Here is a 13,637-nt window from a genome sequence, read left to right on the forward strand (position 1 = left end):
GTCACTTTTTCACTTCTGCGGGCGCACGCCCGTAGATGTCGTCAAAGCGCACGATGTCGTCTTCGCCCAGGTACTCGCCGCTCTGCACCTCAATCATCACCAGGTCGATGATGCCGGGGTTGGTCAGGCGGTGTTTGTGCCCGGCCGGAATGTACGTGGACTCGTTGGCGTTGATCAGGAATTCGCGCTCACCATTGGTGATCTGCGCCGCGCCGCTGACCACCACCCAGTGTTCGCTGCGGTGGTGGTGCATCTGCAACGACAGTGACGCCTGGGGCTTGACCACGATGCGCTTGATCTTGAAGCGGCTGCTTTCCTCCAGCACCGTGTAGGTGCCCCACGGCCGGGTGACCGTGCGGTGCAGGCTGTACGCCGGATGATTCTGGCGCTTGAGTTCGGCGACGATGTAACGCACATCCTGGCTGCGGTTGGCGTCAGCGATCAGCAGCGCATCCGGAGTGTCGACGATGATCAGGTCGTGTACGCCAACGGCGCCGAGCACGCGCTTGGGCGAGTCGATGTAGCAGTTGTGCACGTCATGCAAAATCGCTTCGCCATTGACCTGGTTGCCGTGGGCGTCGCTGGGCGTGAGCTGGCGCAGCGCCTCCCAGGAACCGATGTCGCTCCAGCCGATGTCGCAGGGCACCACGGCGACTTTCTGGGACTTTTCCATCAGCGCCACGTCGATGGAAATGTCCGGTGCGCTGCCGAAGGCGTCCGAGTCCAGTTCGCGCTGGCGCGAGGTTTTGTTTTGCAGGCTCTGGCTATTGTCCAGTGCGGCTTTGGCGGCCGTCAGCACGTCGGGGGCATGGGCGGTGAGTTCCTCCACCAGGGTGCTGGCCTTGAAGCAGAACATGCCGGCGTTCCACAGGTGTTTGCCGCCGTCGAGGTAGGCTTGCGCGGTGGCCTGGTCGGGTTTTTCGACGAAGCGTTTGACCCGGTTGCCGGCGCCCAGCGCGTCGCCTTTTTCGATGTAGCCAAAGCCGGTTTCAGGGTGGTCGGGCTGGATGCCGAAGGTCACCAGATAACCGGCTTCGGCCAGGTCGCGGGCCTGGGTGACGGCTTCGGCAAACGCGACTTCATTGAGGATCAGATGGTCGGCGGGCATCACCAACAGTTGCGCCTGATCACCGAAATGTTCCTGCACATGCAGCGCCGCCACCGCAATGGCCGCCGCCGTATTGCGCCCGAATGGCTCCAGTAACAGGTCCAGAGGCAAGTGGGCCTTGTTGACCACGCGGTAGTCATCCAGGGTGCGAAACAGCAGGTCGCGGTTGGTCACCGTGAGCACGCTTTCCACGCCGGGCAGTTTGGCGGCGCGCTGAAAGGTTTTTTGCAGCAGGCTCTGGTCGTCACGCATGCGCATGAAAGGCTTGGGCATGTTCTGGCGCGACACCGGCCACAGCCGAGTGCCCGAACCACCGGAAATAATGCAGGGAATTAATCCGTTGAGGGTATTCATCAATAGACTTCCTTGGTGGAGAGGACGGCTGGGACCGTCATGAAGACGATGTACAAGTCAAACCATACCGACCACTTGGAGATGTACTCCAGGTCGTACTCGACACGTTTCTGGATCTTGTACAGGGTGTCGGTTTCACCCCGGTAGCCGTTGATCTGCGCCCACCCGGTGATGCCCGGTTTGACCCGATGCCGCGAACTGTACTCGCTCACCGCCACTTCGAACGGAACGCCGGCAGCCTTGGTCGCGGTGGCATGCGGGCGCGGGCCCACCATCGACATGTTGCCCAGCAGCACGTTGAACAACTGCGGCAGCTCGTCGATGCTGGTCTTGCGAATGATGCGGCCCACCCGCGTGATGCGCGGGTCCTTGCGGGTGGTCTGTTGCTCGGCGGTGAAGTCGCTCTGGTCGGTGAACATCGAGCGGAACTTGAACACGCGAATCTCGTTGTCGTTGTAGCCATAACGGTTCTGGCGAAACAGCACCGGCCCCTTGGAGTCGAGCTTGATCGCAATCGCCGTTGCCAGCATCACCGGCGACAGCGCCACCAGGGCCATGCTCGCCAGCAGCAAATCTTCACAGCGCTTGATCACCGGCGACCAACCGCGCAAGGGCAGCTGCGAGGTGTTGAACATCAGGATGCCGCCCACGTCCGTGATGCGGCTGTGGCCGTAGCGCAGCGCGGCCATGTCGGGCACCAGCATGACGTTCACCGACAACTGGCGCAGGCGATTGACCAGGCCGTGGATACGCTGCTCGGCAGCCCAGGGCAGGCAGATCATCACTTGGTTGACCTGCTCGGCGCGGATCAGTTTTTCCAGGTCGCGGGTGTTGCCCAGCAAGGGCAGGCTGCTCAATTCCTTGGGGATGCGCTCGGTGCGGTCGTCGATAAAACCGATCAGGCCGGAACGGATATCGCCATTGCGTTGCAGGTGATCGGCGACGTGCACGGCGGTGTCGGTGAAGCCCAGGATCACAGTGCGCTGCAGGTATTTGCCCTTGCGCATCAGGTTGCGGTACAGGCGCAGCATCACCAGGCGTTCAATGCCGAACAGCGCCAGGCTGGCGAAGTACCACGCCACCAGGTTGCGTGGCGTCAATTGCGGGAAGAACTGCAGGATCTGGTACATGAACAGCAAGATGCAGAACGCCGCTGACCAGGCGACTATCTTGGCCCGCAGGCGCAGGCGATTGCTGAACAGCTCTTCGGAATAGATGCCCAGAGCCTGGAACAGAATGATGGTCATGATCGCAAAAAACAGCAGCAGACCAAGGAAGTGGGAACGCAGCTCGGGAGCCAGTGGGTCGAGGAACAACACCAACACCAATGGCGGCAAGATGGCAGTCAGGCCATGGATCAACTTGACGAAGACGACAAAAAATTCAACAAAACCAGCGCGGGTCAGAAACAGGCTATCGACTGAAGACTTTTCTCGCATAAACATCCCTCATTGCACTCCAGACCTACTGTTCGGCTGTTTGGTCCATCGGCAGCAGGCTGCGTGAAGGAGGGCAAGTCGAACGATGGCTACTCTGGGTAAAACGCAACTATTTCATCCAAGTGAAGCCATCCAAATGAAGGAAACTTGCGGGGCTAGTGACTTAAGGAGTGTTCCTTTTCTGTTACTCAGTCAATTTGTTGACTGTGGCGCAAAGGTTGCGTGTCAGACAGGTTAAGCTGAATTTTTCGTCGCATTTTATTGACTTTCCTTGTTCGAACACGCGGTGAAGAGGTGTGATTTTGAGTGTAGGAACAAATGTGAGAATTTTCCTGCCAGATGCACAAACCTTTTTCGAATAGAGGTAGGAAAAGGGGACAAGGACGCGGTGGCAGGGCGCCTAATGCCTGCCACCGGGGACATCGGGGGTTAGAAGTTGCCTTTCACACTCAGGGTAAAATTGCGCGGTTCACCGTAAAAGTTGCCCCAGGCGGCGGTGCCCACGGTTTGATAATAGTGTTTGTCGAAAACATTGTTACCGTTGAGCGCCACGGTCCAGGTGTCGTCTACGCGATAGGCCAGGCGCGCACTCCACACCGCATAACCGGCCTGTTCGAGCTTGATGCCCTGCACGCGGTAGTTGCTGCTCTGGGCGTTGACGCCGGTGCCCACGCTCCATTTCGACAGCGCGCCATCCAGTTGGTAGTCACCCCACATACGCAGCATATGCCGGGGCACGTAGCTGTTGGACACGCCACCTTCCACGGCGCTGTCGATGTTCTTCAGGGTTTTGGTCTGGGTATAGGTGTAGCCGCCAAACACCTGCAGGCGCTCGAGCAATTCACCACTGACTTCGGCTTCTATACCCTGGGCGCGGGTCTTGCCGGTGTCGCTGTAGCAATAACCGTCGGAGGACGTCGGGCAGACGCTGAGGTAGTCGGTTTCAGCCGTGTTTTTCTGCACGGCGCGAAACAGCGCAAGGGAGCTGTTGAGGCGCCCCTCGAACCATTCGCCCTTGATCCCCAGCTCGTAGTTGTCACCGATCTGCGGCTTGAGTGCCGCGCCGTCGACCGTGGCGTAGGAACTTTGTGGCTGGAAGATATCGGCGTAGCTGGCGTACACCGAGAGGTGTTCGTCGAGGTCATAAATCAGTGCGGCAAACGGTGTGACTTCGCCGGTTTCCCGGGTGCGCGCATCCTGCACGGCCCATTCGCCCCAGGCCAGGTTGTTGGACTGGCGACGGTTCTCATACCAGCTCACGCGGCTGCCGACGATAAACAACAACGGTTCGGCCAGGCGTAGACGCAACGTGGCGTAGGTGCCGTATTGGGTGGCGGTTTCCTTGACCGTGCCGCCGCGGTACATGTTGGGCCAGAAGGTATCGTTGGCGGGTTCCGGCAGGTGGTGGTCGGGCTGGTAGATGTTCACGCGCGTCGGCAGGTTCTGGATTGCATACACATCATCCTGGGTGCCCCGGCTGCCGTTGGCGCCAATGATCAGTTCGTGTTCGAGGCCGAAGGCTTCGAACTTGCCGTCCAGGTAGGCGTCAAGGCCGAAGTCGCGGTGGTCGTAATCCATCAAGGCCGCGTAGGAGTTGGCCGTCGGTGCCGGGTTGCCATAGGCGATGGTGCCTTCGCTGGCGGCGTATTTGATGTCTTGCAGATTGCGGCTGTGCACGGCCGCCACGTTGAGTTTCCAGTCATCGCTGAAGTGGTGGGTGAGGTCGGCGAAGAACGTGGCGCGCTGGCTTTGCCAGTCGTTCCAGGATTGGCCCAGGCAGGTGGAGCGGCTGAGCTTGGCGCTTTTGCCGTCGCTGTAGCGCGGCAAGCCGCCCCAGCAGGGCGAGGCGTCAACGTCTTCATAGCTGGCGCCGACGCCCAGGGTGGTGTCGGCGTCGAGGTCGAAATCCAGTGCCGCGTAGACCGCCTGGTCCTGGCGCTTGGCGATATCCATATACGACCCGCGCGTTTGCTGGCTGACGGCCGCGCGGCCGCGCACGGTGCCACTGTCATTCAGTGCGCCGCCGGTGTCGAGGTCGGCGCGGTAGTTGTCCCAGGTGCCGGCGGACAGCGACAGGCTGGTGGTGGGTTTGGCTTGAGGCCGCTTGCGCACAAAATTCACCGCGCCGCTGGCGGTGCCGGCGCCCTTGAGCATGCCGGCTGCACCCTTGAGCACTTCCACTCGATCATAAATTGCCATGTTGGCGGTAAAGCTGTCGGCCTGTACGTAGTCCTTGCCCATGTCCAGAGGCACGCCGTCGTACTGGTACTGGCCGAGCATCTTGAAACCCCGGGAGTAGAAATACTTGCCGCCCATGGGCGACTCATAGGTGGTGATGCCCGGTGTGCGCTCCATGACGTCATCGATGGTGGTGACGTTCTGATCGTCCATCAATTGACGGGTCATCACGCTGACCGATTGCGGGGTTTCCCGCAGGCTGTGTTCGCCTTTGCCGATCGTCACCGCACCGGTGGTGTAGGCGCCGGTGCCGTCGGTTGTGGCCCCTGCGCGGGCGCCGGTGACGGTGGTGGCGCTCAGGTTAAGCGCGCCGGATTCGGCCATTTGCGGCAGCAACAGCCAGGTGCTTGCACCCTGGCGCTGAGCTTGCAGGTGTTGCCCGCGCAGCAGCTGGTTCAACGCTTGCTCGCGGTCAAGGTTGCCGGTGAGGCCCTGGCTGGACTTGCCGGCGACGCTGGTGGCGTCGTACGACAGGCTGATGCCGGCCTGGCGGGCGAACTGGTCCAGCGCGTTGGCCAGGGCGCCTGGAGCGATGTGCCAATCGCGCGCCTGATTATCGACGGCAGGTGTGTCGGCCATCACGGCCGAGGGCAGGCCACCTCCGCTGAGGCAGGCGCCGAGCACGGCGGCCTGCACCGTGCGCTTGAGGGAAGAACGTTGGGAAGGAAACGCTTGCATGACCGCGGAATGCTCCTGAAGGAAGTGGACAGAACCGGCCTGTTGATCGGCCTTTCCTTACAGGTCGAGCGGCAATGAGCATTCACCTCATTTATTTTTCAGCACTTACACGCGAGGCGTGACAGTGACCCAGTAGCGGCTGCGGTAGTGAATGCTCACCGGCAACGATTGCGCCACCAGGCTCAACACCTGATCGGTGTCGTCCAGTTGGTACGTGCCCGACACGCGCAGACTGGCTACCGCTTCGCTGCAACGCACCAGGCCGTTGCGGTAGCGGCTCAGTTCGGCGAGGAAGTCGTCCAGGCGCATGTTGTGGGCGCTGATCACACCTTCGCTCCAGGCCCAGGGATCCAGGCCGTTGGCAATCGATGGGCGAATGCCGTGGCGGTCGAACAGTATGTGTTCACCTGGCTTGACGATATGTCGGGGGTTGGATGAATGCTTGTCGACATACACCGCCACGACGCCGTGCTGCACATCGAGCAAGGTACCTTGAGAGGCTTCGCGCAGCAGAAACCGCGTGTCGAGGGCGCGCAGAAAACCATCGCGAGTCTGTACCCACAACGGCCGGCTGTCGGCACTGCTATTGACCCGTATCTCGCCCTGAAGCAACTGCAGCTGGCGCCGCTCGGTAGTGAAGGCGGTGTCGATCGCGCTGGCGCTGTTGAGCTGCACCTGGCTGCCATCGCTCAATGTGACCCAGCGCCGTTCGCCGGTGGCCGTGCGGTAGTCGGCCAGCAAGGCGGGCAGAGGTGTGTAGTCGCGACCGAGCCAGGCCAGCCCGGCGGCGCCAGCCATCAGCCCCAACACTTTCAAACCTTCCCGGCGGCTGATGCGTCGGCGCGCGCCATCCAGAGCATGGTGGCCGACGCGAGCGGGAACCTGGGCAAATTCATCATGCATGCTCGCTACGCGTTGCCACACCCGCTGATGCTCGGCGCTGGTCTGCAACCACTGCTCGAACGCGGCGGTGCTGGCGTCATCGGCGACGTTGAAACGCAGCTTTATCATCCACTGGATAGCCTGGTCGAGCAGGCGCGGGTCAACGTTCGGCATACCGCAACCGGTAGCAGGCGTGCAGCGCTTTGGACAGGTCGCGCTCGACGGTGGCTTTGGACACGCCCAGGCGCAAGGCGATTTGCGCACACGTCAGGCCATCCAGTTGCGCCAGCAAAAAGGCTTCGCGTACGCGTGGCTTGAGCTGGTCGAGCAAGCGGTCGATGCGCTCCAGGCTGTCGAGGATCAAAAGCCGGGTCTCCTCCGACGGCACTTGCAGTTCCGGGAAGTTCGCGAGGCTCTCAAGGTAGGCGCGTTCCAGTTCGCGGCGCCGGTATTGGTCGATCATCAGACTGCGCGCGATGCTGCTCAGGTAAGCGCGCGGCTGCTGCAAGGTTTGCTGTTTGCGCGCGATGAGCAGGCGCATGAAGGTTTCCTGCGCCAGGTCGGCAGCGTGTTCACGGCAGCCGGTGCGCCGGCTTAACCAGCCGCGCAGCCACGAATGATGAGCCTGGTAGAGCTGGCCGAGGGTGGCAGGGTCCAGAGGGGGGTCGCTCGACATGGGCATCCTGCACAACAGTCTCAATTGATAATGTTTCGCATTCTAGACGCTGGTTGTGGTCACGAGCAATCGCCCGGTGCCGTCGTGAGCAAAGAATGTATCCAGCACAATTTTTTGTGCGCGCAAGGCTGGCCGATTAGCCTGCAGGCTTTTACGGCGCAGGGCTTGAGCATGATCGATCTTTCAACCTTGTTGGTGTTTTCAGGGGCGGTGGTGTTGCTGCTGCTATCGCCGGGGCCGAACATGGCGTTTGTTATCAGCCATGGCGTGAGTTATGGCTGGCGCGGTGGCGTGGCCTCGAGCCTGGGGATTTGCGTCGCGGACCTGCTGCTGACCGCGTTGACCGCCACCGGTGTCACGGCACTGGTCGCCAGTTGGCCGCCGTCGTTTGATGTGATTCGTTATGCCGGCGTCATTTACCTGCTGTGGCTGGTGGTCAAGACCCTGCAGAAAAGCCCGAGCCTGGACGCTGCCCAGGTGAAGCGCGTGCGCCTGGGGCGTGTGTTTGCGCAGGCCATGCTCAACAGCCTGCTCAACCCCAAGGCACTGTTGTTTTTCATGGTGTTTTTGCCTCAGTTCGTCAGGCCGCAGGCCGGTTCCATCACGCTGCAACTGCTGATGCTGGGCGGCGTTCTGACCCTGATTGCCGGTGTGTTTCATGCGTTGCTGGGGATTTTTGGCGGCGCGCTCAGGCGCTTTTTTGCCGGCCGCGCACAGAGCGCCAGGCTCCAGAAATGGGGCCTGGCGACGGTGCTCATGCTGCTGGCCGCGCGGCTGGCGCTGATGTCTCGGCCAGCTTGACAGGGCGCCTCAACCTAACCGTGCTGCCGCCCGGGCCACGACCTCGCCGCGCACGCGACGCGATTCGGCCGTACGCTTCCTGGCTTCTTCCAGTACGTGCGCGGGCGCGGTCTGCGGGCTGCCCGAATCGAACGGCGGGGCGGGCGCGTATTCGATCTGCAACTGCACCAGTTGCGCCGCGGCCTCGCTGTAGAGTTCGGCGGCCAGGGTCAGGGCAAAGTCGATTCCTGCCGTAATCCCGCCACCGGTCAGCAGGTTGCCGTCACGCACCACGCGCGCTTGCACCGCAATGGCGCCGAGTGGGGCGAGCAGGTCGTGATAGGCCCAGTGCGTGGTGGCCCTGCGGCCGCGCAGCAAACCCGCCGCGCCGAGTACCAGCGAACCGGTGCACACCGAGGTCACGTAGCGTGCGGTCTGTGCCTGGGCCTTGAGAAAATCCAGGGTTTGCGGGTCTTCCATCAAGGCGCCGACGCCGGCACCGCCGGGCACGCAAATCACGTCCAGGCGCGGGCAGTCGGCGTACGTCATGGTCGGCGTAAACACCATGCCGGTGCTGGAGGTGACCGGCGCCAGGTCTTTCCACACCAGATGCAGTTGCACATCCGGCAGCGAGCCCAGCACGTCGTAGGGGCCGGTGAGGTCCAATTGCTGGATACCGGGGAACAACACAAAGCCAATCTGCAAGGTCATCGATGAAGCTCCGATAAAGGGGTAGACGGCCTCACTCTAGAGGCCTAGGCTTTGGCGCATACGCCATTGAGCCCACAGATTACGCCAACATGACCCGGACCATTCACGTACTCGCCTTCAATAACGCCCAGGTGCTCGACGTGACCGGGCCATTACAGGTGTTCGCCACCACCAATGACCTGGCGCGCCAGCGCGGCCAGCCGTTGCCTTATGCGGTGTCGGTGATTGCCGCCCAGGCGGAACCGGTGATGACCTCTGCGGGCCTGGCCTTGGTGGCCGAGCCGCTGCCTGCGGCCGACGCGCCGTGCGACACGCTGGTGATCGCCGGCGGCTGGGGCGTGTATGGCGCCGCCGAAGATGCCGCATTGGTCGATTGGGTCACGCAAAAAGCCCGGCACACCCGACGCATGACCTCGGTGTGCACCGGAGCTTTCCTGCTCGCCGCCAGCGGTTTGCTCGATGGTTGCCGCGTGGCCACCCACTGGACACGCTGCGAGGAACTGGCGCGCAAATTTCCGTCGCTGACCGTAGAGGCCAATCCGATTTTCATCCAGCAAGGCTCAGTGTGGACGTCCGCCGGCGTGACGGCTGGCATCGACCTGTGCCTGGCCCTGGTGGAAGAAGATCTGGGCCGCGCCGTGGCCCTGGAAGCGGCGCGGCACTTGGTGGTGTTTCTTAAACGCCCCGGTGGGCAAGCGCAATACAGCGTGGCGTTGTCCCTGCAAAAGGGCGACAGCCGCTTTGCCGACTTGCACGCCTGGATGGCCGAAAACCTCACCCTCGATCTGAATATTCCCACTTTGGCCGCCCAGGCCGGAATGAGCGAGCGCAGTTTCGTGCGGCACTACCGCGCCGAAACCGGCCAGACCCCGGCGCGCGCAGTCGAGTTGATCCGCGTAGAAACCGCGCGTCGGCAGTTGGCCGACAGCACGGCGTCGATCAAACGTATCGCGGTGCAGTGCGGTTTTGGCTGCGAGGAAACCCTGCGGCGCAGTTTCCTGCGGGCACTGGAAGTCACGCCCCAGGCTTACCGTGAGCGCTTCTGCGCACCGACTTGAACAAAAACGTACACATTTTGCAGCGGGCTGAGCCTGTACATTTTCCACGGCATCATCGAAGCAGCGGCACGATCTGGGCAGAAAGCGTGGAGGGGCAGGGCAGCGTGTTCAGTTTCAGGATCAGAGCTGCCCGGTAACGTTCAAGCCCGATCCAGCAATTCACAGATTGCCCTGAGGGTGGCCTGTGGCGCTTCCTGAGGAATGTTGTGGCCCACACCGGACAAGACTTCGCGTCGATAAAAACCGCTGAAATGTTCCTCGTCGTCATCCACCGCCGGGGCCGGGCCTACGCCGTCATCAGCGCCGCACAGCGAAATCGTCGGCACCGAAATCGGCGGCTGCGCGGCCAGTGCCTGCTCGATCGCCTCCAGCGCCGGGTCGCCCGGCGCGTAGGTGAAACGGTGGCGATAGGAATGAATCACCACGTCGACAAAGTCCGGGTTGTCAAACGACGGTGCGGTGCGGCCATACAGCCCCGGCCCCTCAGCCCAGGTCGGCGACCACAGCCGCCACAACAACTCGCAGAACTCACGGCGATTGGCGCTCAGACCGTCCACGCCACGCTGGGTGTGAAAGTAAAACTGGTACCACAACCGATGCTCCGTTTCCGGCGCGCGCGGTTCAAGCGACTTGGCAATGTCCTGGATGTTGTAGCCATCCCCGGTCACCAACCCGCGCACTCGGTGCGGCCATAGAGCGGCGACGATACACGCGGCGCGTCCGCCCCAGTCGTAACCGGCGAGCGTGGCCTGCGCGATGCCAAGGGCATCTATGAAATCCAGCAGGTCCTTGGCCAACGCCGCCTGTTGGCCGGAGCGCATCACCTGCGCATTGATAAACCGCGTCGGGCCATAACCGCGCAGGTAAGGCACCAACACCCGGCAACCGCGTTCGGCCAGGGCCGGCGCGATCTCATCGTAGCCACGCGGGTCGTAGGGGAAACCATGCAGCAGGATCACCGGTTCGCCGTCTTCGGGGCCGTGGGCTTCGCAGGCGATTTCCAGCATCGGCGTACGGACATATAGCAGCGGGGCGAGCGTAGTCATGAGGGGCACTTATCGACTGGCCAAAGTAGCGGCCACTCTAGCTCAAACCCGTGACGGTACGGGGTGTAAATCAAGGCAGTCGTCTGACTTGTCCAGCCCGACCTGGCGCAACCCGATGCAAGTGCCCCACGGGTCGCGCACCTGAGCCATCCACTGCCCACCCTCAATCGCCAAAGGCCCGCGATACAGCGTCGCGCCCAATGCCTCCAGCCGGCGCACCGTCGAAGGCAGATCGTCCACGCGCCAATACACCACCGAGCCTGCGGCGCCACAGGCAACCTTGTCGTCGGCGTTGACGATTTCAATGGACACACCGTCCATCTCCAGATGACCAAAATCATCCGGCTGATGATGAATCCGCGTGGGAGAAGGAAAGGCCGCGGCGTACCACAGGGTTGCGGTGCGCCAGTCGGGGACATGAATGAGGATGGAGACGATGGGGTTCAACCGAATAGCACCTGTTGCCAGTGAGTTTCGCTGATGATCGCAATGGGGACACCACTATTTCGCAATTCCACGGCTTTCTTGATCTTCGCCCCGTAGGAGCTGTGGAGCCACTGCTCGTTGCCAATGCTGCCCACCACCAAAAAATGTATCTTTTTACTCACGGAGTTACCGATCACGCCTCCGCGTTCGACTACGAGCGACTCGCAGTCTTTCCGAGGGCCGTAAGCCATGATCCCAGTGAATAAGAAAACCCTGTCTAGCCAATCGAGTTCAGGGACTGGGTCGTTTAAAGGAAGAGTACTAACGCCTTTAGCATGCTGAGGTGCACCAACGGGAACGCCGGAGAACTGATGCAGGATCTCCAACAGCTCAATCGACTCGTCCTCATCCAGTACGCCATCGCTCAGCATGTGGGAGAGGCGTTGATACAGTATGTTAATGACCGGGTCTTCCAGATGTATCAAGTGGGTTTCGATCCACGACTTGAGAAACTCGGCCTCCTGTTGGTTGATTTTTCCATCTGCGGTCAAGCCGGCAGTGATGCCAACCAATGCGTCAGCAGAGCGTCTATCAATACGAGCCTTGTGAAAGTAGAGGCTTCGCTCGAATTCCTGATGAAGATCGACCATGCGTCCTTGCTCCCTATTCTTCAGCTTCCGTTGTCTGGTTGATGTACTTCGTTTTGTCGGGCGTGAACGTAACTGTCATGTTAGTGCGCGAACAGGTTTTAAGGACCTCATGCTCCGGATCAATATCCAGGTTTTCACCTCGTAGGCCCTGCCATTGCGCCAGGTAGTTGAGCGAGCCAAACTTTTCGAGCTTTTTTAGGCTTCGACTGACACCACCTTTCCAGCCGAGTGGGGGCAACTCATCGTTGAGAGCAGCTTGCGCAAGATCAGATCGCTTTGTTGCCAGCTCACGACCCGTCTCCCAGCATTTGATCAAACCCTTATCGTCGCTTTCCCACGTCTCACTCCAGCTCAGGGTTGGTCGCAGCGATGTACCGGCGTCTCGGCGTATACGTGGTGTCATATTCCTTCCTTGAATATCAGGCGTGATGAAGGGCGGCTGTACCTTTATATATCTTTTATTTCTTCTCTAGCCACTTCTGCATCAATAACCCCAACACCATCAGATCATGCCGCTGGTCATTCCAGAACCCGGCTTCTCGCAACGTTCCTTCGGCGATGAAGCCCAGGCGTTCCAACAACGCCAGTGACGCGGTGTTTTGCGGATGCACCAAGGCTTCAACCCGATGCAAGTGCATGTGCGCGATGCCCCAATCGAGCATCGCCCGCAACGCTTCGCTCATCAAGCCCTGGCCACGGGCGGCGGGCGCCAGTTCACAGGACAGGGCGCAGCTGTGCCAGGCGCGATTCCATTTGAACAGGCCGCAACTGCCGATCAGTTCGCCGTCCCGTTCAATCCCCCAGCGTGTGCCGGGGTTGGGCTGGGTGCGCCACTGGGCGAAGGTGTCGATCAGCGCGTAGGCCTGGGCGAGGTCGGTCATCGGGTCGGCACCAAACCAGCGCATGTTGATGGTGTCGCGGTGGATGGCGAACAGGGCGGGGGCGTCGGTTGCGCGCAGTTCGCGCAGGCGCAGGCGCTGGGTGGCAAGCGTCGGGAATGGGCTCATGAGGCGGTCGTCGCCATCACCTGAGCCCGATCAATTACGCATCCAAAATGGTGCCGCCACAAATCCACGCCCAGTGTTCCCGACCGGTCCAGCGACGAGCCCACGGTCAAGTCGCTGATCAGTGTCGGCTGCAAGCCGGCGTCAAATAACGCGAACCCGGCCGCCAGCACGCACGTATCGGTTTGAAGGCCACACACCAGCACGCGCTCCGGCGCCAGGCTTTTCAGGTAGTCCAGGGTTTCGGGTGTCGGCGCATAGCCGTGTTTGATGAAGATGCGCTCGGCTGCGATCAGGCTGTCGTCATCCGGCGCGGGTTGCCAGCCCAGTTGGCGGACAAAGGGGGTAATGCTTTCGTCGTGGCGCTCCACAGTGGCCACCGAGGGTAGGCGCCCGAGCAGGGCGTTGATGCCATCGACCAGCCACGCGGGTGGATTGAAAGAAGGTTGCACGTCGATGATCAACAATACCTGGCGCATGGGGTTCCTGAACGCAGCTCGGGGGATGCCCATTGTGCACGCTGTGGGGTTCAGCGAGGCGCCTCAGATCAAAATCAACAGCTGGAGGCTGAACCCGATCACCTGTGG

At 61.3% G+C, this 13,637-nt stretch carries 14 protein-coding genes; 2 read left to right on the plus strand and 12 right to left on the minus strand.

Annotation, left to right across the window (positions count from 1 at the left end):
- Position 1 precedes the first annotated feature (1 nt).
- The 5 genes from FPT15_RS17845 to FPT15_RS17865 form a co-directional block, all read right to left on the minus strand.
- Complete coding sequence (locus tag FPT15_RS17845) at positions 2-1,462, minus strand: mannose-1-phosphate guanylyltransferase/mannose-6-phosphate isomerase (protein ID WP_145163286.1); 1,461 nt, start codon at positions 1,460-1,462, stop codon at positions 2-4.
- Positions 1,462-2,901 carry an undecaprenyl-phosphate glucose phosphotransferase gene (locus FPT15_RS17850; protein ID WP_145163288.1) on the minus strand — a complete coding sequence of 480 codons (1,440 nt, stop codon included), beginning with the start codon at positions 2,899-2,901 and terminating at the stop codon, positions 1,462-1,464. Before FPT15_RS17850 ends, FPT15_RS17845 begins: the two co-directional genes overlap by 1 nt.
- Positions 2,902-3,330: 429 nt before the next feature.
- Positions 3,331-5,817: a TonB-dependent receptor gene (locus FPT15_RS17855; protein WP_145163290.1), complete on the minus strand. Its 2,487-nt coding sequence runs from the start codon at positions 5,815-5,817 to the stop codon at positions 3,331-3,333.
- 105 nt (positions 5,818-5,922) lie between these two features.
- Positions 5,923-6,873, minus strand: a complete 951-nt coding sequence (locus FPT15_RS17860; protein ID WP_145163292.1) for a FecR domain-containing protein — start codon at positions 6,871-6,873, stop codon at positions 5,923-5,925.
- Positions 6,860-7,375 carry a sigma-70 family RNA polymerase sigma factor gene (locus FPT15_RS17865; protein ID WP_145163294.1) on the minus strand — a complete coding sequence of 172 codons (516 nt, stop codon included), beginning with the start codon at positions 7,373-7,375 and terminating at the stop codon, positions 6,860-6,862. Before FPT15_RS17865 ends, FPT15_RS17860 begins: the two co-directional genes overlap by 14 nt.
- A gap of 171 nt (positions 7,376-7,546) precedes the next feature.
- Here FPT15_RS17865 and FPT15_RS17870 point away from each other — a divergent pair, with 171 nt between their 5' ends.
- Positions 7,547-8,176, plus strand: a complete 630-nt coding sequence (locus FPT15_RS17870) for a LysE family translocator (RefSeq protein WP_145163296.1) — start codon at positions 7,547-7,549, stop codon at positions 8,174-8,176.
- Between the two features lie 9 nt (positions 8,177-8,185).
- Here the strand turns inward: FPT15_RS17870 and inhA are convergent, their stop codons facing one another.
- Complete coding sequence (gene inhA / locus FPT15_RS17875) at positions 8,186-8,866, minus strand: isonitrile hydratase (protein WP_145163298.1); 681 nt, start codon at positions 8,864-8,866, stop codon at positions 8,186-8,188.
- A gap of 89 nt (positions 8,867-8,955) precedes the next feature.
- Between inhA and FPT15_RS17880 the strand changes: the two genes are divergently transcribed.
- On the plus strand, positions 8,956-9,924 hold the full coding sequence (locus tag FPT15_RS17880) for a GlxA family transcriptional regulator (protein ID WP_145163300.1): 969 nt from the start codon (positions 8,956-8,958) through the stop codon (positions 9,922-9,924).
- Positions 9,925-10,064: 140 nt separating this feature from the next.
- Here FPT15_RS17880 and FPT15_RS17885 read toward each other — a convergent pair whose 3' ends face one another.
- The 6 genes from FPT15_RS17885 to FPT15_RS17910 are packed head-to-tail and all read right to left on the minus strand — an operon-like array spanning position 10,065 to position 13,529.
- On the minus strand, positions 10,065-10,970 hold the full coding sequence (locus FPT15_RS17885) for an alpha/beta fold hydrolase (protein ID WP_145163302.1): 906 nt from the start codon (positions 10,968-10,970) through the stop codon (positions 10,065-10,067).
- 42 nt (positions 10,971-11,012) lie between these two features.
- Entirely contained in the window at positions 11,013-11,417 is a 405-nt protein-coding gene (locus FPT15_RS17890) for a VOC family protein (protein ID WP_145163304.1), read from the minus strand.
- Positions 11,414-12,046 (minus strand): BRCT domain-containing protein, encoded by a 633-nt coding sequence (locus tag FPT15_RS17895; protein ID WP_145163306.1) that lies wholly within the window; start codon positions 12,044-12,046, stop codon positions 11,414-11,416. The genes FPT15_RS17890 and FPT15_RS17895 overlap by 4 nt, the downstream gene beginning before the upstream one ends.
- A gap of 13 nt (positions 12,047-12,059) precedes the next feature.
- Positions 12,060-12,449 carry a hypothetical protein gene (locus tag FPT15_RS17900; protein WP_145163307.1) on the minus strand — a complete coding sequence of 130 codons (390 nt, stop codon included), beginning with the start codon at positions 12,447-12,449 and terminating at the stop codon, positions 12,060-12,062.
- 55 nt (positions 12,450-12,504) lie between these two features.
- The gene (locus FPT15_RS17905) at positions 12,505-13,053 is read right to left on the minus strand and encodes a GNAT family N-acetyltransferase (RefSeq protein ID WP_145163309.1); all 549 of its coding nucleotides are present in this window, start codon (positions 13,051-13,053) and stop codon (positions 12,505-12,507) included.
- Positions 13,050-13,529 (minus strand): cysteine hydrolase family protein, encoded by a 480-nt coding sequence (locus FPT15_RS17910; RefSeq protein WP_145163311.1) that lies wholly within the window; start codon positions 13,527-13,529, stop codon positions 13,050-13,052. Before FPT15_RS17910 ends, FPT15_RS17905 begins: the two co-directional genes overlap by 4 nt.
- Positions 13,530-13,637 lie beyond the last annotated feature (108 nt).

It is taken from the genome of Pseudomonas sp. RGB, from assembly GCF_007713445.1.
Classification (GTDB): Bacteria; Pseudomonadota; Gammaproteobacteria; order Pseudomonadales; family Pseudomonadaceae; genus Aquipseudomonas.

Bases quoted from the DNA above. Each gene is read 5' to 3' on its own strand.
- FPT15_RS17845 (WP_145163286.1), bottom strand. From the start codon at position 1,462: ATGAATACCCTCAACGGATTAATTCCCTGCATTATTTCCGGTGGTTCG.
- FPT15_RS17850 (WP_145163288.1), bottom strand. From the start codon at position 2,901: ATGCGAGAAAAGTCTTCAGTCGATAGCCTGTTTCTGACCCGCGCTGGT.
- FPT15_RS17855 (WP_145163290.1), bottom strand. From the start codon at position 5,817: ATGCAAGCGTTTCCTTCCCAACGTTCTTCCCTCAAGCGCACGGTGCAG.
- FPT15_RS17860 (WP_145163292.1), bottom strand. From the start codon at position 6,873: ATGCCGAACGTTGACCCGCGCCTGCTCGACCAGGCTATCCAGTGGATG.
- FPT15_RS17865 (WP_145163294.1), bottom strand. From the start codon at position 7,375: ATGTCGAGCGACCCCCCTCTGGACCCTGCCACCCTCGGCCAGCTCTAC.
- FPT15_RS17870 (WP_145163296.1), top strand. From the start codon at position 7,547: ATGATCGATCTTTCAACCTTGTTGGTGTTTTCAGGGGCGGTGGTGTTG.
- inhA (WP_145163298.1), bottom strand. From the start codon at position 8,866: ATGACCTTGCAGATTGGCTTTGTGTTGTTCCCCGGTATCCAGCAATTG.
- FPT15_RS17880 (WP_145163300.1), top strand. From the start codon at position 8,956: ATGACCCGGACCATTCACGTACTCGCCTTCAATAACGCCCAGGTGCTC.
- FPT15_RS17885 (WP_145163302.1), bottom strand. From the start codon at position 10,970: ATGACTACGCTCGCCCCGCTGCTATATGTCCGTACGCCGATGCTGGAA.
- FPT15_RS17895 (WP_145163306.1), bottom strand. From the start codon at position 12,046: ATGGTCGATCTTCATCAGGAATTCGAGCGAAGCCTCTACTTTCACAAG.
- FPT15_RS17900 (WP_145163307.1), bottom strand. From the start codon at position 12,449: ATGACACCACGTATACGCCGAGACGCCGGTACATCGCTGCGACCAACC.
- FPT15_RS17905 (WP_145163309.1), bottom strand. From the start codon at position 13,053: ATGAGCCCATTCCCGACGCTTGCCACCCAGCGCCTGCGCCTGCGCGAA.
- FPT15_RS17910 (WP_145163311.1), bottom strand. From the start codon at position 13,529: ATGCGCCAGGTATTGTTGATCATCGACGTGCAACCTTCTTTCAATCCA.